Below are 23,471 nucleotides of genomic sequence, written 5' to 3' on the forward strand. Positions count from 1 at the left end.
ACCGGCTGATCACCAAGCGAACCTCAGCGACCGTCCCGCGGCAAGTCGGGGCCAACATGTTTGAACCGTCAACTACTAGGATTCGGCATGTCCCCGCGTGTGCGGCAGCTCGTCGACGAGCGCGACCGCGGGGCGGCGCTCGAGGACGGCATCGAGATCCAGCTCACTGAACGACGTACCACGGTATGCGCGGTGCTCCCGCGGCAGTATCTCCAGCCCGTCGAGCTTCTCCTCGGTGTGCGGCCGGCCGTGGCACTCGGCGTACGCCACCACCACGTCCGTGCCGCGCCGCGCGGCGACTCCCTCGTCCAGCATCCGGTAGGTCTTGCCGACCCCCGGAGCCGCCCCGAGAAACACCTTGAGCTTTCCTGGCTGCTCGGCGCCACCCCCGGCGTCGTCGAGCACGGCCTGTTCCCTCCGACTCTGGTCGCCGACGTGTTCGTCGCCCGCGGCGACTCAGTCAAGCACCACAATCATGCCAAGCCCGGAGCCTGAGAAACGTGCAGCACGGTGTGACCGTGGTGCACCGCAGTGGCGCGCACCGCGTTGCAATCCTTCCCCGCCAACTACCCCCGGCGGGGCTACAAAGGCCCGATCCTCCGCTCGGATCGGCAACGCGGTTCCCCCTCGGCTCGCCGCACACCTGCTGGCACCGCACGTTCGCGTGCCGTTGAACCCCGACGGCTTCACCCCAGCCGCCTAATGCCACTGACCGACGCCCCCGCCCTCGCCCAGGCGGACGTCGGCGTCGCCATGAACACCGGCGCCTCCGCCGCCAAAGAGGCCGGCAACATGGTCGACCTCGACTCCAATCCCACCAAACTCATCGAGATCGTCGAGATCGTCGAGATCGGCAAGCAACTCCTCATCACCCGCGGTGCGTTGACCATCGTCTCCATCGCCAATGACGTCGCGAAATACTTCGCGATCATCCCGGCCATGTTCGCCGGCGTCTATCCGGGCCTGGACCGTCTCAACATCATGCGGCTGCACAGCCCGACCTCCGCGATCTCGTCAGCGATCGTCTTCAACGCCCTGATCACCGTCACGCTGATCCCGCTCGCGCTGCGCGGCGTGCGCTACCGCCCCTCTTTGGCCGCCAAGCTGCTGAGCCGCAACATCTGGCTGTGCGGACTGGGCGGCCTGGTCCTGCCGTTCCTCGGCATCAAACTGATCGACCTCCTCATCCAGTTCGTCCCCGGTCTGCGCTGAAGGAGACGACGACCCCACGATGCGTACCCACGGCCTCCCGCCCGCCCTCCGGCAGCATCTGACGGCCCTGCGGATACTGCTGGTCTTCACCGTGCTGACCGGCCTCGCCTATCCCCTGCTGGTCACCGCCATCGCCCAGACCGCGTTCCCCCAAAAGGCCAACGGCTCCCTCATCACGCCCGACGGGGGACCGTCGCCAGGCCCGCGACGTCGTCGACGGCACCCTGGTAGTCCGCGATAACGCCGCCGTCGGGGCTGCGTGGCGCGTCGCGCAGGGTGACCGGGTGGAGCAGGCGCATGGTCGCGGCCAGCCCGAACTCGAGCAGCTCGAGCGGGACCGGCGGGTGCAGCGCTGTCACTTGTTTGCTCGAGTCGGCGACCGCGACGAAGCGGTCGGCGGCCGCCGCGACAATCTTCTCCCTGGTGTGCGCGGCGCCGCCGCCCTTGACGAGCCAGCCGTCCGGCGCTATCTGGTCCGCACCGTCAATCGTGATGTCGAAGCGGTCGATGCTGCCGAACGGTTCGACCCGCAGGTCGAGCGCCAGGGCCGCCTCCTCGGTCCGCGGCGACGTCGCGACACACCGCAGTGACAGACCGCGGCGGGCCAGCGCAGGCAGGAGGTAGGCGACGGTCGAGCCGGTGCCGAGGCCGACGGTCATGCCGTCCTCTACGAGCTCGGCCGCAGCCTCGGCGGCACGTTGCTTCTCAAGCTCGACGTTCACGGTCCTCCTCCTTGACCAGGCCGGGTCTCAGACTCAGGGCGGCCAGGCCCGGGCATGCGGTGACGCGGGTCATAGGATGAACTGCTCGACCGCCTTCGCGAAGCCCTCCTCCTCGTTGCTCGTCGTCACCCGCCTCGCCGCGCGCTGGACCTCGTGGCTGGCGTTGCCCATCGCGATGGATAGTCCCGAGTGGGCGAACATCAGTACGTCATTGGGCATGTCGCCGATCGTGGCGATCTGTTCGGGGGGAATCCGGAGCTTGGCGGACCAGTACTTGACGACACCGCCCTTGTTGGCCTGCGGATGGGTCACATCGAGGTAGTAGGGCTGCGAGCGGGCGGCCGAGACATGGTCGCCGAACTGCGCGCGAGCTGCGACCGCGGCCGCCTCGACGACCTGGTGGTCATCGCTGACCCCGACGACCTTGGCGGTGCCCTGCTCGAGCCCGTCGAAGCCGGGAACGGGCGTGGGCGCGAACTGCACCGTCCAGCTCTCGCGATCCACGTGCGGCCCCTTCACGTCGCGGACGTACCAGTCGGCGCCCCGGTAGATCCAGACGCTGAGGCCGAACGACTCCATCAGCGCGACGACCGGGGCCACCACCTCCGTGGGAATGACCTGCTGCTCGACAACGGTCATATCCGGGTTGACGATGAGACCACCGTTGAAGGCGGCGAGTTCAGTGGTCAGTGCCAGGGGCTCGATGATCATGGACATGCCGCGGGGTGGTCGCCCGCTGGTCACCGCGAAGAGGACGCCGGCGTCGTAGAGCTTGTGGACCGCCCGGACGGCGCGGTCGGTGAGGACCTTGTCGCTCGTGACCAAAGTGCCGTCGACGTCGGCAAGAAGCAGGCGGATCGGGCGGGTTGGCATCACGCCTCCGTAAGCTCTGGTCGCGGCCGGTTTCCGGAAGTCGCGGGAGGTTACTGTCGCGGCTGGCATGAGTCGTATTCGCGTTCCTCTCGAACGGAGAGGAAGGTCAATGCCAGGGCGCACAATGCTTGGGTATACCCCTTATTCTTCGATATAACCCGATTAAGAGTGATGTAGCGAATATAAGGGATATGTGCTAATGTTAATTTTTGTATGGGGAATTTCTTACGGGGTTTGACGTCCAATATTTACACAACACATTTTTGGGCCAGCCCCTGAGGGGAGCGGGCGGTGGTGCAGGAAGGTCTGGACAAGGCGGCCCAGGTGCTGGGGGTCGACATCGGCGGGACCGGTATCAAGGGAGCGCCGGTCGACCTCGAGTTCGGCAGCCTCATCGGTGAGCGGGTCCGGATCCCGACCCCGCATCCGGCGACCCCGGAGGCAGTCGCGGACGTGGTCGTGCAGGTGCTCTCCCGGATCGGCGTCCCAGGACCGGTCGGGCTGACGCTCCCGGCCGTCATCCGGGGCGGCAAAGTCCAGACGACGGCCAATATCGATCCGGCCTGGATGGAGACGGACGCGGCCCAGCTCTTCGCACGAGCGACCGGCCGCGACGTGAGGGTGGTGAACGACGCCGACGCGGCCGGGATCGCCGAGATGCGCTTCGGCGCAGGCAAGGGACGCAAGGGCGTCGTCGTGATGGTGACGCTCGGCATCGGTATCGGCAGCGCCGTCTTCTCCGACGGGTACCTGGTGCCCAACAGTGAGCTGGGACACCTGCCGCTGCACCACGGGGATGCCGAGGACTGGGCCGCGGAGTCAGTGCGCGAGCACGACGACCTGTCCTGGAAGAAATGGGCGCACCGTCTGGAGAGGTATCTCGAGCTCGTCCAGCGGCTGCTGTGGCCCGACCTGATCGTCATCGGCGGCGGCGTCAGCAAGAAGGCCGACAAGTTCCTGCCGTACATCGAGCTCAGGACCGAGATCGTGCCGGCGCAGCTGTTGAACGATGCGGGCATTGTCGGCGCGGCGCTCTTCGCCCCGGCCGGGAAAGCTCAGCCTTAGTCTGCCGCGCTCTCGATATGAGCGCAGGGGCAGTACCTTCAGGGAGGCTCGCATTGAGCAGCAACGACCTGGCAACCCTTTCCGTCAACACGATCCGCACGCTGTGCATGGACGCCATCCAGGCGGCCGACTCCGGCCATCCGGGGACGCCGATGGGGATCGCCCCGGTCGCGTACACGCTCTGGCAACGCTTCCTGCGCTTCGACCCGGCCGACCCGATCTGGCCCAACCGCGACCGTTTCGTGCTGTCGGAAGGACACGCCTCCGCGTTGCTCTGGTCGCTGTTGCACCTCACCGGCGTGCAGGCCGTCGACCCCGACTACGAGGTCCTCGGCCGACCCGCCGTGAGTCTCGACGACCTCAGGACGTTCCGCCAGCTCGGCTCGCACTGCCCCGGGCACCCGGAGTACCGGTGGACCAGCGGCGTGGAGACCACGACCGGCCCGCTCGGCCAGGGCGTTGCGACCTCGGTCGGGATGGCGATCGCCGGGCAGTGGCTCGCCGCCCGGTACAACCGCGACGACTTCACCGTCTTCGACTTCGACGTGTACGCGATGGCCGGCGACGGCTGCATGATGGAGGGGGTCTCCTCGGAGGCTGCCTCGCTCGCGGCCCACCAGCGGCTGTCGAACCTTTGCTGGATCTACGACTCCAACCGGGTCACGATCGAGGGCCACACCGACATCACGTTCACCGAGGATGTGGCGGCCCGGTTCATCGGCTACGGCTGGAACGTCACCACCGTGGCCGACGCCAACGACCTCGAAGCGGTGGCCCGCGCGCTGCACACCTTCAAGTCCGAGAATGAGCGCCCGACACTCGTCGTGGTGCACAGCCACATCGGTTACGGGTCACCGGTCGAGGACACCGCCAAGGCGCACGGCGCGCCGTTCGGCGTGGAGGGCGTCAAGTCGACCAAGCGGTTCCTCGGGATGCCGGAAGACAAGGACTTCTTCGTTCCCGGCGGCGTCTACGAGCACTTCGCCGCAGGAGTCGGCACGCGCGGTCGCGAAGCCCGGACGGGCTGGGAGGCTCGAATCGAGGCATACCGAACTACCTATCCCGAGCTCGCCGACGAGCTGGTGCGTATCCAGCGGCGTGAGCTGCCGGAGGGCTGGGAGTCGGCGCTGCCGACTTTCCCGGCCGACCCCAAAGGCATCGCCAGCCGTGAATCCAGCGGCCAGGTGCTCAACGCGCTTGCCCAAGCCGTGCCGTGGGTGCTTGGCGGGTCGGCGGACCTTTCGCCGTCGACCAAGACCAACCTCATGTTCTCCGGCGCCGGCGATTTCCAGGCCGATGACCGCTCGGGGCGCAACCTCCACTTCGGGATCCGCGAGCACGCCGCCACCGCGATCACGAACGGGATGGCGCTGACCAAACTGCGCTCGTACTGGTCGGGGTTCTTGATCTTCTCGGACTACGCACGCGGCGCGATCCGGCTTTCAGCGCTGATGGAGATCCCGGTCGTGCACATCTTCACCCACGACTCGATCGGGGTCGGCGAGGACGGTCCCACCCATCAGCCGGTCGAGCAGCTTGCGTCGCTGCGCGCGATGCCGGGGCTGCTGGTGTTTCGCCCGGCCGACGCGAACGAGGTCGTCGAGACGTGGCGGGTCGTCGCCGCGCTCAGGCACGAGCCGGCGGTGCTGGTCCTTTCCCGTCAGGCACTGCCGACCCTCGACCGCTCCGAGATGGGGGCCGCATCCGGGGTGGCCAGGGGAGCCTATGTTCTGGTCGACGCGGCGGACGGCAAGCCCGACGTCATCCTGCTCGCCACCGGGTCGGAGGTGCAACTCGCGCTTGCGGCCCGTGACGAGCTCGCCGCCGAGGGCCTCGCGGCTCGCGTGGTCAGCATGCCCTGCTGGGAATTGTTCGACCGTCAGCCCAAGGAATACCGCGACTCGATCATCCCGCCCGGGGTCAGGGCCCGGGTCGCCGTCGAGCAGGCGGCGACTCTCGGCTGGGACCGTTACGTCGGCGACGGCGGCGCGGTCGTCGGCATGCACACGTTCGGGGCATCGGCGCCGCTCAAGATGCTGCTGACCAAATTCGGCTTCACTCCCGAGAAGGTCACCCAGGTTGCCCGCGAGTGCGTGGCCGCCGGTAGGGAGCAGGCATGAACGTAACCCAGGCGCTCCATGAGCAGGGCCAGAGCATCTGGCTGGACAACATCACCCGTTCGATGCTCGATACGGGCCAGATCCAGCACTACATCGACCAGTACTCGGTGACAGGGCTCACCTCCAACCCCTCGATCTTCGACAAGGCGATCGGCTCCGGTGACTACGACGACGCGATCCGCGCGAAGGCGGCGGGCGGACGCAAGGGCGAGGAGCTGTTCTTCGAGCTGGCCATCGAGGACCTGCAGCGGGCCGCCGACCTGTTCCTGCCCATCCACGAACGCACCGACGGCGTCGACGGCTGGGTCTCGCTGGAGGTCTCGCCACTGCTCGCCTACGACACGCAGCGAACGGTGGAGGCCGCCAAGGCGCTGCACGCCAGGGCCGACCGGCGCAACCTCTTCATCAAGATCCCCGGGACACCCGAGGGGCTGCCGGCGATCGAGGAGGCCATCGCCTCGGGCGTTCCGGTGAATGTGACGCTGCTGTTCTCGGCAGACCACTACCGGGCCGCGGCTGACGCCTACCTGCGTGGCGTCGAGCGCCGGGTGGAGGCCGGCCAGGACCCCGCTGTCGGCTCGGTCGCGTCGGTGTTCATGTCACGCTGGGACGTGGCGGTCAAGGACACCGCACCGGCCGACCTCACCGACACCCTCGCCCTCGCCGTGGGCCTCGACGTGTACCGGACGTACCGCGAAGTGATGGGCTCACAGCGCTTCCAGCGCCTGGAGAACGCCGGCGCGCGAATGCAGCGGCTGCTCTGGGCCAGCACGAGGACGAAGGACCCGGCCGCCTCCGACACGCTTTACGTCCACGGTCTGGCCGCGCCGTTCACGATCGACACGATGCCCGACGACACCCTGAAGGCCTTCTTCGACCATGGCGAGATCGGAGAGACACTGCCGTCGGACGGGGGCGAATCCGAGGCAATACTGGCCCGCTTCGCGAGCGCGGGCGTCGACGTCAAGGCGCTTGCCGCCCATTTGCAGAGCGATGGCGCCAAGTCCTTTGTCGCGGCCTGGAACGACCTCATGGAGCGAATCGACGTGCAGAGCAAGGCCGTGGCCTGACCTCGGCGCCGAGCGGCCGGACTGAACCCATCAGAGAGGAGCGAGCCATGCCATCGACCGCGCTGCGCGAGCGTTCTGCGTGGAAGGCGCTCGCGGACCATTACTCCGAGATCGCCGGGCGCCACCTACGCGAGCTGTTCGCCGCCGATCCGGGACGCGGCGAGCGGATGGCGGCAGAGGCCACCGGCCTGTACCTGGACTATTCGAAGAACCGGATCACCGACGAGACCTTGCGGCTGCTGCTCCGGCTCGCCGAGGAGTCGCGACTGCGCGAGCACATCGACCAGATGTTCGCCGGCGATCGGATCAACGTCTCAGAGCACCGGCCGGTGCTGCACGTGGCGCTGCGGATGCCGAAGGAGTCCTCGCTCGTCGTCGGCGGGGTGGACGTCGTCGCGCAGGTGCACGAGGTGCTCGACCGGATGGAGGCGTTCGCGGACCAGGTCCGCTCGGGCGCCTGGAGAGGCGCCACCGGCAAGCCGATCCGCAACATCATCAACGTCGGCATCGGCGGCTCCGACCTCGGGCCCGTCATGGCCTACGAGGCGCTGCGACATTACAGCCGGCGCGATCTCACGTTCAGGTTCGTGTCCAACGTCGACTCGACGGACATCGTCGAGGCGACCCGTGATCTGGCCGCCGAAGAGACGCTGTTCATCATCGCCTCGAAGACGTTCGGGACGCTGGAGACGATGACCAATGCCCGCTCTGCGCGTGAATGGGTCCTGGCGCAGCTCGGTGACGAGGCGGCGGTCGCCCGGCATTTCGTGGCGGTGTCCACGAACGAGCAACGGGTCACCGAGTTCGGCATCGACACCGCGAACATGTTCGGCTTCTGGGACTGGGTCGGCGGGCGCTACTCGATGGACTCCGCGATCGGTCTCTCGACGATGCTCGCTGTCGGCCCCGACCATTACCGCGATCTCCTCGCCGGGTTCCACGCGATGGACACGCACTTCCGCACCGCGCCGTTCGAACAGAACCTGCCGGTTTTGATGGGACTGCTCGCCGTCTGGTACGGCGATTTCTTCGGCGCCCAGACCGTCGGCGTGATGCCCTATGACCAGTACCTGAAGCGCTTCCCGGCCTACCTGCAGCAGCTCACCATGGAGTCCAACGGCAAGCACGTGACGCTTGAGGGCGTGCCGGCGGACTACCAGACCGGCGCGGTGTACTGGGGGGAGCCGGGGACCAATGGGCAGCACAGCTTCTACCAGCTGATCCACCAGGGCACCAAGCTGATCCCGGTGGACCTGATCGGCTTCGGCAAGTCGCTCAACCCTCTCGGCAGCCACCACGACATCCTCTCGTCGAACGTCTTCGCCCAGGCCCAGGCACTGGGCTTCGGCAAGACCGAGGACGAGGTGCGCGCCGAGGGGACGGCGCAGGACGTGGCGCCGCACCGGGTGATGGAGGGCAACCGCCCGACGAACGTGCTGCTGGCCGAGGTGCTCACCCCGTACCGGCTCGGCACGCTGGTCGCGCTCTACGAGCACAGCGTGTTCACCCAGGGGACGATCTGGGGCATCGACTCCTTCGACCAGTGGGGCGTCGAGCTCGGCAAGGTGCTTGCTGTCGCGATCATCCCGGAGCTCGAGAGCGCGACCGAGCCTGAGCTCGGCCACGACTCGTCCACGAACGCGCTGATCCGGCACTACCGCACGCTCAAGGACTAGGAGGCACCCCATGGCGACAGACAAGCCCATGCAGCTCGGGATGATCGGGCTCGGCCGGATGGGGGCGAACCTGGTGCGTCGGCTGATGCGAGACGGTCACCATTGCGTCGTGTCCGACGTCAACGCGGCCGCCGTCGCCGAACTGGCCGGCGAGGGTGCGACGGGCGCAGACTCACTCCCGGATTTCGTTGCGAAACTGGACAGGCCACGGGCCCTGTGGCTCATGCTGCCGGCTGCGATCGTCGATTCCATCCTCGACCAGCTCGAGCCGTTGCTGGAACCCGGCGACATCGTCATCGACGGCGGCAATTCCTACTACCGCGACGACATCACGCGCGCCAGGCGTCTTGCCGACAAGTCGCTGCACTATGTCGACTGCGGGACCAGTGGTGGGGTCTGGGGCCTGGAGCGCGGCTACTGCCTGATGATCGGCGGCGAGGAAGAGGTCGTGGCCCATCTCGACCCGATCTTCAAGACGATCGCTCCTGGCGAGGGCAGCGCCGAGCCGACGCCGAGCCGGACCCGGACCGACGGCACCGCCCCGTTCGGGTACCTGCACTGCGGGCCGAACGGCGCCGGGCACTTCGTGAAGATGGTCCACAACGGGGTCGAGTACGGGATGATGGCCGCGATCGCCGAGGGCCTCGCCATCATCAAGCGCGCGGACGCCGGCAAGAGCCGGCAAGAGGTCGACGCGGAGACGACGCCGCTGCGCGATCCGTGGGCCTACCAGTACGACATCGACGTCGGTGAGGTGGCCGAGGTCTGGCGGCGTGGCTCGGTCGTCGGCTCGTGGCTGGTCGACCTGATCGCCGACGCCTTCGCCAGGTCGCCTTCCCTCGACGACTTCGCCGGGCGGGTCTCCGACTCCGGGGAAGGCCGCTGGACCGTCCTCGCAGCGGTGGACGAAGGCGTCCCGGTACCGGTCATCACCACCTCGCTCTACGAACGCTTCGAGTCCAGGCAGGCCGGGGAGTTCGCCGACAAGATCCTCTCGGCGATGCGCTCCGAGTTCGGCGGGCACGCAGAGAAGAAGGGCTGACCGCTGTGCATCACGAACTCGAGGTCGTCGCCGACCCCGATGCGGTCGCCGGCACCGCGGCGGCGTTCGTGGCGCGGCTGGCCCGGGCCTGCGTGCAAGCCCACGGCCGGTTCACGTTCGCAGTCAGCGGGGGGCACACCCCCTGGGCGATGTTCGCGCGGCTCGCACATGAGGACGTCCCCTGGGAGCGCGTGGCGGTATTCCAGGTCGACGAGCGGGTCGCGCCCGACGGCGACCCGGACCGTAACCTCACGCACCTGCGGGAGACCGATCGATGCCCGCCGGCCGGGTCGAGGCGGCGGCGTCGCTCGTCCTCGCGGACGCGACGGCGGCCGGCCGGGGTCCTGACCGCGTCGGCGCCCAGCCGTCGGCAGAACCATGATGCCCGAGCCTATTGCCGTGCCGGCTCCGTAAGGAGGATGAGGTGGCTTCGAACTCGTCGAACGTTCCTGCAGACGTGCTGGTCATTTTCGGGATCAGTGGTGACCTCGCTCGTAAGATGACGTTCCGCTCGCTCTATCGGCTTGAGCGGCGCAAGCTGCTGACCTGCCCGATCGTCGGAGTGGCGCGCGACGGATGGTCCGACGACGCGCTGCGTGACCACGCCCGCGCGGCGATCGAGGCAGCGGGCGAGCCGCTGGACGCAAGCGTCCTGGCCCGGTTCGCCGCCCGATTCAGCTATGTGCAGGGCGACTACGCCGACCCGGAGACGTTCCATCGCCTCGCCCGGGCGGTCGACGGCAAGCGGCACCCGGTCTTCTATCTGGAGATCCCGCCGTCGCTGTTCGCCCGGGTGGTCGAGGGCCTGGCAGGCGTCGGGCTGACCAAGGGCGCCCGGGTTGTCGTGGAGAAACCATTCGGGCATGACCTCGCGTCGGCGCGCGCCCTCAACGCCGAGCTGCGTCAGCTCCTCGATGAGGATCAGCTGCTGAGGATCGACCACTTCCTCGGCAAAGAGCCGGCGATGGACATCCAGTTCCTGCGGTTCGCCAACTCCGTGTTCGAGCCGGTGTGGAACCGCGACCACATCTCCTGCGTGCAGATCACCATGGCCGAGGACTTCGGGGTCGAGGACCGCGGCCATTTCTACGACCCGGTCGGCGCGCTCCGCGACGTCGTGCAGAACCATCTGCTGCAGCTGCTCGCCCTGGTGGCGTCCGAACCGCCATCAGCCGCCGATGCGGACGCGCTCCGGGACCGCCGGGTCGATGTGTTCCGGGCGATCCCCGACGCCGACCCGGCCCACTACGTCCGCGGGCAGTACGAGGGGTACCTGCAGGTCCCCGGCGTGCGGCCGCACTCGCGCACCGAGACCTTCGTCGGATTGCGGCTGGAGGTCGAGAACTGGCGCTGGTCCGGGGTTCCGTTCTTCATCCGCGCCGGCAAGTCGCTCCCCGAGCGTGTGACCGAGATCCGGATCGTGTTCAGGCGCCCGCCGCGGCTTGCGTTCGCGGAGCGGTTCGCGCCCGAGCCCGACCAGTGGATCCTGCGCATCGACCCGAGCCCTGGCGTGAACTTCCGCATCCAGGCCAAGCAGCCAGGCAAGCAGGACACGCAGCTGGTGGACCTCGACCTCCTCTTCGAGGCGGCGCTCGGTGAGGCACCCGAGCCGTACGAGCGCCTGCTCAGTGATGCAATGCAAGGCAACGCGAGCCTGTTCACCCGGGAGGACTCCGTGGAGGAGACGTGGCGAATCGTCCAGCCACTGCTGGAGGCGCCTGGCGACCCCGAGCGCTACCGGCAGGGGACCTGGGGACCGGCGGAAGCGAGCAAGCTCGTCGCCGGATATCCGCACTGGCACGAACCATGGCTCCCGGCGAGGTCTCCGGACTGACACAGCCGCGTTTCTTGATCAACAACCTCTTGGCCGACGCCTACTGAAACTTTCGGCGTGAAGTCGGTGGTGGCGGGCGGTGATCCCTGCGGTACGCCTTGTTCATGCGATATGCGCAAGGGGGTGGCCTGAGTGCCGAACGGCGGCAGGCCCGGGAACAGGTCAGACTGGAAGCCGCGGAACGGTTCACGCGGGGTGAGAAGAACTCGCAGTTCGCGAAGGAACTGCGAGTCACCGAGCGGTCGGTGGAACGCTGGCGACACGCATGGCGCCAGGTCGGCGTGCAAGGACTGGCCTCCAGGGGATCGCCCGGGCGTCCGAAACTGACCGACGCACAGTTCGCGTTCCTGGAAGAGGAATCGGCCCTGGGGCCTGCGGCGCATGGGTGGGCTGACCAGCGATGGACCCTGCCCAGGGTCAGGACCGTGATCGGCCGGCGCTTCCATGTCACCTGCTCGGTGTCCGCTGTGTGGCGGCTGCTGACCGGGCACGGCTACGTGCCAACACCTGGAGTCGGCGCGGGCAGACGCCCGTGGTGCGGGTCCGCGGGCGGTCCTGGCGATGCTGGTCCGTCGCCACCCTGGCCGGACCCGCGCTTGCCGCACTGCTGCTCCAGTTTGCCGGGGCTACCGGGATGCTCTCCGCGATCGCTGGATTCTCGCTGCTCACCACCGCCCTCGCCCCGCGCCAGTTCCACCGCGAGCAGGCAGCCGAGCAGCCCGTGTTCCAAGGACTGCGCACCGGCTGGGCAACCCTGCGATCGCTGCCGACCCTTGGCTGGCTGGTGACCGGACTGACCGTGTCAAACCTCTCCGTGGGCCTTCTGCAGGCCGCTGCCCCGGTGATCGTGGTCAACCAGCTCGCGCACTCCACCGCCGATGTCGGCCTGGTCTGGTCGGCCGCCGCAGCCACCTCCCTCATGGCGGTCGCCGTGTGCCGCCGAGCCATTGGCCGCTGGGGTCTGTGGCCGGTCGGTGCGCTGTCCGCCACACTCGCCGCCTCCGCCTGCCGCAACCTGCACGGCATGAACCTCCCTGCCTGGAAGGGCTGACCGTGGCAGCAGACCTGACCGGTGACCTCGCCCGCGGTTCCGGCCCCGGGAATCGGGAGGTAATTGCGCGGCGGTCGTGAGCGCCTGCGCGATGTGCCGGCGATTACCGGACGTTACCCGCAGCGTCGTTAGAGTCGAGTCCCCTTGAATGCGGGCCGACCCTGCGAGGTTTACTAAGCAATGGCATATCCGAAAGCCGGGTCCGACAACGTACCCGCGAGACCACACTTTCCGGACATCGAACTCGATGTGCTGGATTACTGGGAACGCCACGGCATCTTCCACGAGACGGTGGAAGCGCGGAAATCCGACGAAGAATTCGTGTTCTACGACGGACCGCCGTTCGCCAATGGCCTGCCGCACTACGGACATCTGCTGGCCGGGTACGCCAAGGACGTGGTGCCGCGGTACCAGACCATGCGGGGACGCAGGGTCGAGCGACGATTCGGCTGGACCTCGCACGGGCTGCCCGCCGAACTCGACGCCGAGAAGCAACTCGGTGTCACCGCGAAGTTCGATATCGAGCGCATGGGCGTCGCGCGATTCAACGAGGTCTGCCGCACCACGGTGATGCGCTACACCCATGAGTGGCGCGACTATGTCACCCGGCAGGCCCGTTGGGTCGACTTCGACCAGTCCGTCAAGACCCATGACCTCGACTACATGGAGAGCGTCATGTGGGCGTTCAAGACCATGTGGGACAAGGGGCTCATCTACCAAGGACATTCGGTTTCCTGGTACTGCCCGCACTGTGAGACGCCGCTCGCCAATGCGGAGAGCAGCGGCCGTATCGACGGCAGTGACACCCATCGCGAGGTGCCGGGCACCACGGTGATCGTGGGCGTGCGGTTGGACGGCGGCGAGCTGCTGCTGGTGGAGTCCGACGCGCCCTGGGCGCTGCCCGCCACCACGGCGGTGGCCGTGCATCCCGACGCCGCATACGCCGTGGTCGAAAAGGCCGGGGAGCGCTACGTGGTGGCGGCCGACCGGCTCGACACGCACGCCGACCTGGTGGGCGGGCAGGTGCGGGAACGGTACCGCGGTGCCGAACTGGCGGGACGCCGGTACCAGCCGCTGTTCGACTTCGTCGCCCCCGCGGCGGACACCCACCTCGTGGTGGCGGAGCGGCATGTGGACGTCGGCGAGGGCACCGGTGCCGTCGCCGTGACCCCTTGCTTCGACGAGCGGGACCATGCCGTCGCGACGGCCGCTGACATCGGCCGGACCTACCCGGTCGACTCCGTCGGCAGGTACACCGACGAGGTGCCGCCGTGCGCCGGAACGCCGGTACTGGAGTCCACCGGGGCCGTGCTCGGGCTGCTGGAGGTGAGCGGTGCGCTGCTGCGCAGCACACCGCACGTCCGCTCCCGGCCGTACTGCTGGCGCTGTGGCACACAGCTGCTGCAACAGGCCATCCCCTCCTGGTTCGTGGCCGTCACGCGGCTGCGCACCCGGATGCTGGAGCTCAACGAGCAGGTCAACTGGACGCCGGAACACGTGGCGGACGGCCAGTTCGGCAAGTGGGTGCGCGGCGCCAAGGACTGGAACATCTCCCGCAACCGCTACTGGGGCGCTCCCATCCCGGTATGGGTGTCGGACGATCCCGCATACCCCCGGGTCGACGTGTACGGCTCGCTGGACGAGATCGAGCGTGACTTCGGGGTCCGGCCGGCCGACCTGCACCGTCCGTACATCGACCAGCTCACCCGCCCCCACCCGGACGACCCCACGGGCCGGGCGACGATGCGGCGGGTGCCCGAGGTACTGGACTGCTGGTTCGAGACCGGCTCCATGCCGTTCGCGCAGGTGCACTACCCCTTCGAGAACGCCGAGTGGTTCGAGCGGCACTCACCGGGCGACTTCGTGGTCGAGTACTACGCCCAGACCCGCGGCTGGTTCTACAACATGCACGTCATGTCCACGGCGCTGTTCGACCGGCCGGCCTTCGCCAACTGCACCGTCCTCGGCGTGGTGCTCGGCCACGACGGACAGGCGATGTCCAAGGCCCGCAACAACTACCTCGACGTGAACGACATCTTCGCCCGCGACGGCTCCGACGCCATGCGCTGGTTCCTCATGAGCTCGCCGCTGCTGCGCGCCCGCGACGTGGAGGTCACCGAGGCCGGCAGCAAGGAGGCCCTGCGCCAGGTGCTGCTGCCGCTGTGGAACGCCTGGCACTTCCTGACCCTGTACGCGGACGGCGACGAGGGCCGGGTCCGCGGCGACGCGGCGCATCCGCTGGACCGCTACCTCCTGGCCAAGACCCGGGAGCTGGTCGGCCGGACGACCCGCGCGATGGACGACTACGACCTGTCCACCGCGTGCTCCGGGCTGCGGGACCACCTGGACCTGCTGACCAACTGGTACATCCGCTGCTCCCGCGCCCGGTTCGCGGCCGGCGACCGCGGGGCCCTGGACACCTTGCACACCGCGCTCGAAGTGCTGTGCCGGCTGATGGCGCCCCTGCTGCCGCTGATCACCGAGCGGGTGTGGCGAGGGCTGACGGGGGGCCGGTCGGTGCACCTGGCCTCGTGGCCCACGGCGGACGAGCTGCCGTCGGATCCGGAACTGCGGGTGATGGACAGGGTGCGGGAGATCTCCTCGACCGCGCTCGGGCAGCGCAAGAGCCACCGGCTGCGGCTGCGCCTGCCCTTGGCGCGACTGGTGATCGCCGACCGCGACGCCGCCGCGCTGGAGCCCTACACCGGACTGCTGCGCGACCAGCTCAACGTCAAGGAGATCCAGCTCACCACCGATGTCTCCGCACACGGCCGGATGCGGCTGACCCCCAATCCCCGCCGGTGCGGCCCCCGCCTCGGCAGCGCGGTGCAAAAGGTGCTCCGCGCCGCCGCCATGGACGACTGGACCACGGACGCCGACGGGAACGTCGTGGCGGCAGGCATCGAACTGCTCCCCGACGAGTACGAGCTGCGGCTGGTCGCCGACGGCCCGGGCGCCGCCGTGGCGCTGCCCGGCGGATCCGGACTGATCGTGCTCGACGTCGAGGTGACCGAGGAACTGGCGGCCGAGGGAACGGCCCGCGATCTGGTGCGGGTGGTGCAGCAGGCACGCCGCGCGGCCGGCCTCCAGCTCACCGACCGCATCGCGCTGACCATCGACCTTCCCGAGGCGATGGCGGCACGCATCCAGCCGTACGAGGCGCTTCTCGTGGCGGAGACCCTCGCCGAGTCACTGGTGTTCGGTCCGTTCGCGGACGGCGGCCACGACGGCCTTATCGGCGAGGGCACCGCGGTTCGGGTGCATATCGCCACGCCCTGACCAAGGAAGGAAGCAGCGCATGACGCGCCTCGAAGGGCTTGTGAGCGCACAAGCCGCCCGAACGCCGGAAGCGGACGCGGTCGTCTTCGGCCGGACCCGGCTCACCTACCGCGAGCTGGAGGAGCGGTCCAACCGGCTGGCCCAGGCACTGCGCGCCGACGGACTGCGCCCGGACGACAGGGTGTGCCTGCTGGTGCCGAAGAGCCCGGAAGCGGTGGTGTACCTGCTCGGCGTGCTCAAGGCCGGTGGTGTGTGCGTGCCGTTGGACACCGCGTCGCCGGCGGAGCGGCTGGTGTCCATCGTGAACCGGAGCGGGCCGTGCCGGCTCCTCGCCGACGGCCCGCGCACCGCCCTGGCCGCCGAGCTGTCGGCCGCCGCCGCGCCCGGCGTGGTGGCGGCCGTATGCCTGCCAGACGGCGAGGCCACGGACGGTGTCCCCGGATGCTCGCTCACCGCCGCGGAGGTCGCCGCCGCGCCGACGACCATGCCCGAGCCGGTGAGCGGCGGCTCCGACGTCGCGTACGTCCTGTTCACCTCGGGCTCGGCGGGCGAACCCAAGGGCGTTCCGCTCACCCACGCCGGCATCGTCCACTTCGTGACCTGGGCCAACGAGCACTTCGGGCTCGGGCCGGACGACCGGATCTCCTGCCACCTCCAACTGCACTTCGACGGCTCGCTGTGGGATGTGTACGGGCCGCTGACCTGCGGCGCCGAACTGCACCTGGTCCCGCCGGAGACCAGCCTGCTGCCGACCACCCTGGCCGATTTCATCCGCACCTCACGGCTGACCCAGTGGCTCTCGGTTCCGTCGGTGCTCAGCGCGATGGCGCGGCACGACGTGATGGCGAAGGACGACTTCCCGGACCTGCGACGGGTGCTGTGGGGCGGCGAGGTCTTCCCGCCCCCGGACGTCGAGTACTGGATGCGCCGCCTGCCCCACGTGACGTTCACCGGGTTCTACGGCACCACCGAGACCACCATCGCCAGTTCCTTCCACACGCTGACCGACCTGCCGGATCAGGCGCTGCCCGTCGGCCGGCCCATCCCCGGGGAGTGGCTGGAGGTCGTCGACGACCAGCTGCGCCCGGTCGCCGCCGATGAGGTGGGCGAGCTGGTGATCGGCGGCGCCGGGGTCAGCCCCGGCTACTGGCGCAATCCCGAACGGACCACGGCCTCGTTCGTCGAGCTGCCCCCCGGCAGCGGACGGCGCGCGTACCGCACCGGCGATCTGGGCAGCCGGGACGCGGACGGACTGCTGCGCTTCCACGGCCGTGCCGACCGCCAGGTCAAGGTCAACGGCTACCGGGTGGAACTCGATGACGTGATGACCGAGTTGCACGCGCTGCCCGAGATCACCGCAGGGGCGGTCGTGGCCGTGCCGGGTCGCGCGGGTGGGCCGCTGATCTGCGCGGCCTACACCCTCGGCGCCGGGATTTCGCTGACCACCGTGCAGCTGAAGGCCAGGCTCGCCGGGAAAGTGCCCGCCTACATGCTGCCGACGCGCTGGCTCGTACTGGAGTCGCTGCCCACCAACGCCAACGGCAAGACCGACCTGCGGGCACTCCAGCGGCTCTTCGCCGACGAGGAGACACCGCACGGTGGAGGTGGCGGCGCGTGACCGGGTTCTCCCTCACCGGATGCACGGCCCGCGACCGTCTGGAGATCGCGGACTTCCAGGACTCGTTGTGGCGTGGCGGAACGGCCGCCAATCTGGCGTACATGGACTGGAAGTACGGCGCCAACCCCTACCTCGACGACCGGTACGTCACCCTCGCCCGCGAGGGCGGGGAACTGGTCGGCATGGTGGGCGTCTTCGGGGCGTGCTGGGAGGTGGCGGGGGAGCGGTTCACCCTGCCCTGCCTCACCGACACCGTGGTCGCCCCCCGCTACCAGGGCAGCCCCTTGTTCCGGATCCTGACCGACGAGGTGGTGGCACGGCTGCGCGCCGACGGCGTGCCGTGGCTGCTGGACTTCGGCGACCAGGGAGCCGGCCCCGCCATGCTGATGAACGGCTGGCGCCCGATCGGGCCATGGGGGCAGGCCGTGCTGAAGCGGGCGAAGCCACTGGTGGCGGACCGGCCGTGGCACGAACTGGCCGCTGTACGGGGGGCGGGTTCCGGCCTGGTCGTACGTCCGCTGGAGGCCGTGGACGCGGAGGCCATGGCCGGCCTGGTGGATCGTCTGCCGGCCGGCACCGGCCTGCGCCCGGTACGGGACGCCGGCTACTTCCGCTGGCGCGCGGCGAACCCACTTGCCCGGTACTTCCACCTGGTGGCGGGGGACGACCCTATCGAGGGCTACCTCATCGGACACCGCTCCGGCGTCGACACCGACGACGGCGGGACCCCCACCACGATCGTGGACTGCGAGGCGACGTCCGACGCGGTGTTCGCGGACTTGGTGACGGCTGCGGTCGAGCAACTGCCGGGCGCCGAGGTCCTGATGTGGGTACGCGACCTCCCGGCGGCACGGATCGCGGCGCTGCGCGCGCGGGGTGCCGAACTCGACGAACCCACCGGGCTCTTCACCCGCGACATGTACCTCCCCAACCTGGTGATCCGGGCGACCGGCGCCGATGTGCCGGGGGCGCTCAGCAGCATCCATGGGCCGGACATGTGGAACCTGAGCGGTGTGTCCGGCCGCGCGTGGCGATGATCCGTACGCCCGCCGGCTGACGCTCCCGCCGCCGTAGACCGACAGTGCGCTGCTCGCCTTCCAGAAGTCCGGTACCTCTGGAAGGCGAGCAGCGTTGCGTCAGTTGGGGCGCAGCTCGAAGAGCAGACCGCCGGGCGGCCGGTTGAACTCCTGAACCGCCTCGCACTCCCAACCGGAGGCGGCGAACGCCGTCATCCAGTCCGAGCGCGTCGGCAGGGTGACCCCCATGAGCGCGTGCGCGAACTCAAAGCCCAACGTGAAGATCGGGGTGTCCGCTCCCGGCGCCACCTCGCTGCGCACCACATCACACAGCAGGAACCGTTCGACGTCGGGAAACACCTCGCGGATCCGGCGCAGCACGGTCACACACTTGTCATACGGCCAGAAGTCGTGCCCCATGAACACGCAGGTGACCACGTCGATACCGGCGAATTCGGAAAGTTGGGGCAGGGCGTGCACATCGCCGTGGTGCACGGAGATCCGGTCCGACAGCCCGGCCTCGGCGACCGAGGCCGCCGACAGGTCCACGGAGGCGGTGGCGATGTCCACCCCGACGCCCCGGACATGAGGGTGGTTGCGCGCCACACGGATGAGCCGTTGGCCGGATCCGCATCCGAGGTCGCACACCGCTTGGGGTGGCTGGTTGGCGAGTATCTTGTCGAAGCGCAACTCGACCTCGACATCGCCGATCATCCGGGAGCTCACCGCCACGGCCCGCATGTCCCTGCGGTAGAACTCGCCCTGCCGGTGGCGCTCCAGCGCGACGTGCGGCGCCCGGCTCGTCAGCGCGCCGTTGCCGCCGGCCAGCCAGTAGAAGTAGCCGCGGTCCAGGTAGGCCGCGTCGAAGCCCGGCCCCGGCCGGGCGGCCTGGTCGTCGAGTTCGACGATCCCGGCCCACGCCAGGGGGAGGAGGATGCCGTGCAGCACGGCGCGGTCGATGCGGCCCTCGCCCTCCTGGCGGCCGTCGAACCGGATGACGCCCCGGTCCTTGAGCTCGTCGAGCAGCCCGAGCTCGACGGCTGCCGACAGTGCGGAAACCGCCACGGACGCGCTGAACAGGGAATCGGTGCTCGGGACATGGGCAGCGTGCGGAGTAGTGGTCATCGCTGATCCTTTGTGAGTGGTGGTGTGGTCGCGGCGGTGGGGGTCACCCCTGGTCCAGGGGCTTGCGGGCGCGGTAGATGGTGCGGCAGGGCACACTGGTCAGGGAGCAGGAGCCCGAATCGCATTTGACGTACGCCGCCCCGAAGTCGTGTGCGGCCGGGGCGAGTCCGGCCGACTCCAGTGCACCCGCCACCTCGGCGGCGTCGTACTCCCAGCTGCGCAGCGTCTGGTCCACCCGCTGGACGGAGCTGCCCGTGCCGAACACTCCGGACACTCGCAGCATCCCGGTCCGTGCGCCGTCGTCCCAGACCCCGCGTTTGACGACGACCGCGTCCGGCTCGTCCGTCACGGTGAGGTTGTTCCAGTGGCGGAAGTGCGACGCCTCGTACAGGTCGAAGACGAACTCCCCGCCGGGCAGCAGCGCCTCGCTCACCGCGGTGAAACACCGGGCCAGCTCCGCCACCGACTCCAGATGGTTGAGCGCACCGTCCATGCTCACGCAGGCCGCGGCCCGCCGTGGCGTACGGAAGGACCGGGCATCGGCTTCGATGAGGTGGAGCGCACCGGCATCGAGGGCGGGGGCCAGCTTCTTGCGTGCGATGTCCAGCATGGCTGCCGATCCGTCCACGCCGGTGACCTGCCAGCCGGCCTCGTGGAAGACGGACGCCGTGACGCCCGTGCCGCAGCACAGGTCGATCACCGAACGCTCCGGGAGCCCCTGCCGCCCCAGATGTTCGGCGAGCCGGGGCGAGAAAGTGTGCACCCACCCCGTGTACCGGCTGTCGAAGAAGGACGCGAAACCGTCCGTGTAGTAGTAGTTCCCCATGGTGAGCCTCCGTGGGCCGTGGTGTGGATGAACTCGGCGACCGGGCAGGTGCCTGGTCAGCCGGCCGGGTGGGCGCGCAGCACCGGCGCGACCTGCCGGGCGAAGAGATCGAGGGTCTGCTCGTCTACGGGAGGGCGGGCGCCGAGCAGGAAATCGCGGACACCCAGGTCGAGATAGGGACGCAGCCGCTCGACGCACTGCTCGGGGGTGCCGAACACCAGGTACTCCGGCCACACCGGCGAATCGGCGCCCAGTCTCCGCAGCAGCTGCTCCTTGCGCTCCAGGGCCTCCCGCTCGGTCTCGGCGAGCACCGCCCGGAACGTTACCGATCTGCGGATGGTCCCAGGGGCGCGGCCGACGGCGGCGGCGTGTTCGGCCAGCTTCGTGAGTTTGCGCCGGTAGCCGTCCGGGGTTCCGGCAAGGGTGTTCCAGATATCGGCGTGCTCGGCGACGATCCGCAGCATCCGCCGCTCGCCCTCGCCACCGATCACCATCGGCAGTCGTGGCTGAAGGGGGCGCGGCTCCAGATGGGCGTCCCGGAGCTGAAAGTGCTTCCCGTCGAAGGTCACCGCCCCGCCGGTCCACAGCCCCCGTACCACCCGGCAGGCTTCGTCCAGCATGTCCAGCCGCGTCCCGGCGCCCGGGAACGGGATGCCGTACTGCCCGTAGGCCAGGTCCGCGCCGGCCGCGCCCATCCCGAACTCCAGGCGGCCGTCCGAGACGTGGTCGATGGTCGCCGCGATGGCCGCGGCCAGTGCCGGATGCCGCCAGGTCACCGCCGAGACGAGCACGGCGCAGCGGATCCGGCTGGTGCGCGCCGCCAGCGCCGAGAGCAGCGACATGCCCTCGAAGCACGGGCCGGCCGGGCCGCCGAGCGGCGGACGGAAGTGGTCGAAGAGGGAGACCCAGTCGTACCCGAGTTCCTCCGCCCGCTGCCACAGGTCGAGCGCCTCGGCGAAGGTGGTGTACTGCTGGCCCGAGTGGACGCCGACTCGGACGCTGTCTCCATGGATCTGCATGATGTCCGCTCCGTGAAAGGACTGCCCGGGAACCGGGCCGGGGTTCAGCCCGACTGGTGGCGGCACAGCGCGCGGACCGAGTCGGTGAGGGTGCGAAGGGTGTGGAACACCTCGGGGGTGACCGCATCGGCCGGGAACCGAAAGGAGAATTCCTCCTCCAGATCCACGACCAGACCGGCCACGCCCAGCGAGGTCACACCGAGGGAGGACAGCTCCGCGTCCGGGTCCATGCCAGCGGCCGGCGGCGGCGCCTCCGCGCGACGCCGTACGGCCTGCGCCACGGAAGCCATGAGGGGGTCCATATAGGGGTTACCTCCTGTTGAGGGGTCATGGCCCGGCCGGTGGGGGCGGGTCAGCGGGCCGAGAAGTGGTGAACGGTGCGGTGGCGGTAGGTCTCACCGGGGTCGAGACGGACCGGGGGATAGTCGTCGCGGTTCGGCGCGTCCGGCAGCGGACCCGCCTCCAGACACAGACCGGACCGCCGGCGCCCGGTGAATCCATCGGCGGAGTACACCCCCACCGCGGGCTGGTCGGTGACGACGCGCATGGTGCGCCCCGAGGCGGGGTCGTGCAGCTCCGCCGCCCAGGCCGGGTCGTCCAGGAGGAAGCAGTTGTCCAGCCTCCGGTCGCCGACGGGCTTCGATACGCGGTGGTCCAGTCGGCTTCCGGTGAGGTCCGCGGGCGGCCCGGCGACCGGGATGAGATGGTCGTCGAAGACCACTGCCCGGGAGGAGTTGACCGCCAGCAGATGGCCGTCGATCAGGCCGCCGCCGGCCAGGTTCCAGAAGGCGTGATTGGTCAGCCCCACGATGGTGCTTGCGGTGGTCGTCGCCCGGTACTCGAAGGCCAGACTCCCGTCGGGAGACACCTGGTAGCGGACCTCGGCGCGCAGCGCACCGGGGTAGCCCTGGTCGCCGTCCGGACTGTCGAGGCGCAGTCGCAGCGACAGCAGACCGTCCGAGCGTTCCGCCTCGGCCTCCCACACGTACCGGTCGAAGCCGAGGGACCCGCCGTGGATGTGGTGGGCGCCGTCGTTGCGGTCGAGCCGGTGCTCCACACCGTCGAGCCGGAACCGGCCGTCCGCCACGCACCGGCAGTAACGGCCCACGGTGGAGCCGACATACGGGTTGGCCGCACGGTCCTGGTAGGCGTCGAGGTCCGCGAGCCGCACCACCACATTGCCGGTTCGGCCCTCGCGGTCGGGGGCCAGGACCTCCACGAGCCCGGCCCCGTACGTCCACACCACGACGGCCAGGCCCTCGCCGGAGTCCAGGGTGTAGGCGTCCACGTCGGTCGGCTTCTGGCCGCGGTGTCCGGCGGTGGTGCCGATCGTCTCGCGCCGAATCGTCGCCGCCATCAGCCCTCCCCGCCCGAGCCTGGGGACGCCGGGCCGAGGGACTTGTGGAGGTGGACGCGGCGCCTGCCCTGCCCGTCGCTCAGCGTCGGCCCATGCTGAACGAACCCCAGGATGCCGAGCACGGACCGGGTGGCCGACAGGTCCGGGTTGGCCTCCGAGCGCAGTGCGTCACCGTCGGCCTGCGCCGCGGTCTCGATGGCCCGGCGCAGGCAGCGCAGCCCGACCAGGGACCCACCCGTCAGCCACTCGGGCGCGACGGCCAGCCGCGACAGATACAGGGGCCGTTCGGCAGGCGGGAAGGCGCCCTCGTCCGCGGCGAACGGCGGGTCCCAGGTCAGGGTGAACATCCCGGCCGGCCGGCCGCCGTGGCGCAGCAGGTGCACGGAGCCGGAGCGCACCCGGTGCTCGGTGGTCGCCAGGCGTCGCGCCGGCGCCGGGGTCCCGGAGGCCGCCGCCTGGTGGGCGTCGCACGCGCACAGCAGCGCGTGCACCTCCTCGGGGTCGCGGCACACCTCCCACTGCCACGCGGCCGTCGCCTCCTCGGCCGGAACACGAGTGTCCGCCAT

General features: G+C 69.5%; 20 protein-coding genes and 4 pseudogenes. 15 read left to right on the forward strand and 9 right to left on the reverse strand.

Translation table 11 applies throughout. From position 1 onward, the window contains the following. Window positions 1-96: 96 nt before the first annotated feature. Window positions 97-405 (reverse strand): annotated as a pseudogene (locus CG747_RS41820) (histidine kinase); the annotation flags it as partial. 141 nt (window positions 406-546) lie between these two features. Between CG747_RS41820 and CG747_RS51185 the strand changes: the two are divergent. The 3 genes and pseudogenes from CG747_RS51185 to CG747_RS41835 form a co-directional block, all read left to right on the forward strand. After that, window positions 547-703, forward strand: a pseudogene (locus CG747_RS51185) (DNA cytosine methyltransferase); the annotation flags it as partial. 11 nt (window positions 704-714) lie between these two features. After that, window positions 715-1,212: pseudogene (locus tag CG747_RS41830) on the forward strand (potassium-transporting ATPase subunit B); the annotation flags it as partial. A 19-nt stretch (window positions 1,213-1,231) separates the two neighbouring features. Then, the gene (locus CG747_RS41835) at window positions 1,232-1,453 is read left to right on the forward strand and encodes a potassium-transporting ATPase subunit C (RefSeq protein ID WP_100607133.1); all 222 of its coding nucleotides are present in this window, start codon (window positions 1,232-1,234) and stop codon (window positions 1,451-1,453) included. On the opposite strand, the gene rpiA is transcribed toward CG747_RS41835, so the two are convergent. Together rpiA and CG747_RS41845 are read right to left on the reverse strand one after the other, a co-directional pair. Then, window positions 1,386-1,934, reverse strand: a complete 549-nt coding sequence (gene rpiA / locus CG747_RS41840) for a ribose 5-phosphate isomerase A (RefSeq protein WP_100607134.1) — start codon at window positions 1,932-1,934, stop codon at window positions 1,386-1,388. The genes CG747_RS41835 and rpiA overlap by 68 nt on opposite strands. Window positions 1,935-2,003: 69 nt before the next feature. After that, window positions 2,004-2,807 (reverse strand): Cof-type HAD-IIB family hydrolase, encoded by an 804-nt coding sequence (locus CG747_RS41845; RefSeq protein ID WP_100607135.1) that lies wholly within the window; start codon window positions 2,805-2,807, stop codon window positions 2,004-2,006. A 324-nt stretch (window positions 2,808-3,131) separates the two neighbouring features. Here CG747_RS41845 and ppgK point away from each other — a divergent pair, with 324 nt between their 5' ends. The 12 genes and pseudogenes from ppgK (at window position 3,132) to CG747_RS41905 (ending at window position 18,599) form a co-directional block, all read left to right on the forward strand. Then, window positions 3,132-3,872 carry a polyphosphate--glucose phosphotransferase gene (ppgK, locus tag CG747_RS41850; RefSeq protein WP_257981084.1) on the forward strand — a complete coding sequence of 247 codons (741 nt, stop codon included), beginning with the start codon at window positions 3,132-3,134 and terminating at the stop codon, window positions 3,870-3,872. A 53-nt stretch (window positions 3,873-3,925) separates the two neighbouring features. Further along, window positions 3,926-5,992, forward strand: coding sequence for a transketolase (gene tkt, locus CG747_RS41855; RefSeq protein ID WP_257981085.1), 2,067 nt, complete (start codon window positions 3,926-3,928; stop codon window positions 5,990-5,992). Continuing rightward, complete coding sequence (gene tal / locus CG747_RS41860) at window positions 5,989-7,062, forward strand: transaldolase (RefSeq protein ID WP_100607137.1); 1,074 nt, start codon at window positions 5,989-5,991, stop codon at window positions 7,060-7,062. Before tkt ends, tal begins: the two co-directional genes overlap by 4 nt. 47 nt (window positions 7,063-7,109) lie before the next feature. Next, window positions 7,110-8,738, forward strand: a complete 1,629-nt coding sequence (pgi, locus tag CG747_RS41865; RefSeq protein ID WP_100607138.1) for a glucose-6-phosphate isomerase — start codon at window positions 7,110-7,112, stop codon at window positions 8,736-8,738. Between the two features lie 10 nt (window positions 8,739-8,748). Continuing rightward, complete coding sequence (gene gnd / locus CG747_RS41870; RefSeq protein WP_100607139.1) at window positions 8,749-9,780, forward strand: phosphogluconate dehydrogenase (NAD(+)-dependent, decarboxylating); 1,032 nt, start codon at window positions 8,749-8,751, stop codon at window positions 9,778-9,780. Between the two features lie 5 nt (window positions 9,781-9,785). Continuing rightward, a complete protein-coding gene (locus CG747_RS51190) occupies window positions 9,786-10,283 on the forward strand; it encodes a 6-phosphogluconolactonase (protein WP_180985948.1) in 498 nt (165 codons plus the stop codon). Next, window positions 10,175-11,614, forward strand: a complete 1,440-nt coding sequence (zwf, locus tag CG747_RS41880) for a glucose-6-phosphate dehydrogenase (RefSeq protein ID WP_257981086.1) — start codon at window positions 10,175-10,177, stop codon at window positions 11,612-11,614. The genes CG747_RS51190 and zwf overlap by 109 nt, the downstream gene beginning before the upstream one ends. A 104-nt stretch (window positions 11,615-11,718) precedes the next feature. After that, window positions 11,719-12,066: pseudogene (locus CG747_RS50300) on the forward strand (helix-turn-helix domain-containing protein); the annotation flags it as partial. Between the two features lie 17 nt (window positions 12,067-12,083). Continuing rightward, window positions 12,084-12,665, forward strand: coding sequence for a hypothetical protein (locus CG747_RS50305; RefSeq protein ID WP_257981087.1), 582 nt, complete (start codon window positions 12,084-12,086; stop codon window positions 12,663-12,665). A 180-nt stretch (window positions 12,666-12,845) separates the two neighbouring features. Further along, window positions 12,846-15,944: an isoleucine--tRNA ligase gene (gene ileS, locus CG747_RS41895; protein WP_100607142.1), complete on the forward strand. Its 3,099-nt coding sequence runs from the start codon at window positions 12,846-12,848 to the stop codon at window positions 15,942-15,944. Between the two features lie 19 nt (window positions 15,945-15,963). After that, window positions 15,964-17,562: an amino acid adenylation domain-containing protein gene (locus CG747_RS41900; RefSeq protein ID WP_100607143.1), complete on the forward strand. Its 1,599-nt coding sequence runs from the start codon at window positions 15,964-15,966 to the stop codon at window positions 17,560-17,562. Beyond that, a complete protein-coding gene (locus tag CG747_RS41905) occupies window positions 17,559-18,599 on the forward strand; it encodes a GNAT family N-acetyltransferase (protein WP_100607144.1) in 1,041 nt (346 codons plus the stop codon). Before CG747_RS41900 ends, CG747_RS41905 begins: the two co-directional genes overlap by 4 nt. A gap of 99 nt (window positions 18,600-18,698) precedes the next feature. Here the strand turns inward: CG747_RS41905 and CG747_RS41910 are convergent, their stop codons facing one another. Genes CG747_RS41910 through CG747_RS41935 form a run of 6 tightly spaced genes read right to left on the reverse strand, consistent with a single transcriptional unit; the run spans window position 18,699 to window position 23,471 of the window. Further along, window positions 18,699-19,703 carry a class I SAM-dependent methyltransferase gene (locus tag CG747_RS41910; protein ID WP_100607145.1) on the reverse strand — a complete coding sequence of 335 codons (1,005 nt, stop codon included), beginning with the start codon at window positions 19,701-19,703 and terminating at the stop codon, window positions 18,699-18,701. Window positions 19,704-19,746: 43 nt separating this feature from the next. Further along, window positions 19,747-20,529: a class I SAM-dependent methyltransferase gene (locus CG747_RS41915; protein WP_100607146.1), complete on the reverse strand. Its 783-nt coding sequence runs from the start codon at window positions 20,527-20,529 to the stop codon at window positions 19,747-19,749. A gap of 56 nt (window positions 20,530-20,585) precedes the next feature. Next, window positions 20,586-21,548, reverse strand: a complete 963-nt coding sequence (locus CG747_RS41920; protein ID WP_100607147.1) for an LLM class flavin-dependent oxidoreductase — start codon at window positions 21,546-21,548, stop codon at window positions 20,586-20,588. Window positions 21,549-21,592: 44 nt separating this feature from the next. Further along, window positions 21,593-21,850, reverse strand: a complete 258-nt coding sequence (locus tag CG747_RS41925) for an acyl carrier protein (protein WP_100607148.1) — start codon at window positions 21,848-21,850, stop codon at window positions 21,593-21,595. 50 nt (window positions 21,851-21,900) lie between these two features. Beyond that, window positions 21,901-22,905 (reverse strand): aldose epimerase family protein, encoded by a 1,005-nt coding sequence (locus CG747_RS41930; protein WP_100607149.1) that lies wholly within the window; start codon window positions 22,903-22,905, stop codon window positions 21,901-21,903. Further along, on the reverse strand, window positions 22,905-23,471 hold the full coding sequence (locus CG747_RS41935; RefSeq protein ID WP_257981088.1) for a hypothetical protein: 567 nt from the start codon (window positions 23,469-23,471) through the stop codon (window positions 22,905-22,907). Before CG747_RS41935 ends, CG747_RS41930 begins: the two co-directional genes overlap by 1 nt.

Source organism: Streptomyces sp. CB02959, assembly GCF_002803155.1.
Lineage (GTDB): Bacteria > Actinomycetota > Actinomycetes > Streptomycetales > Streptomycetaceae > Streptomyces.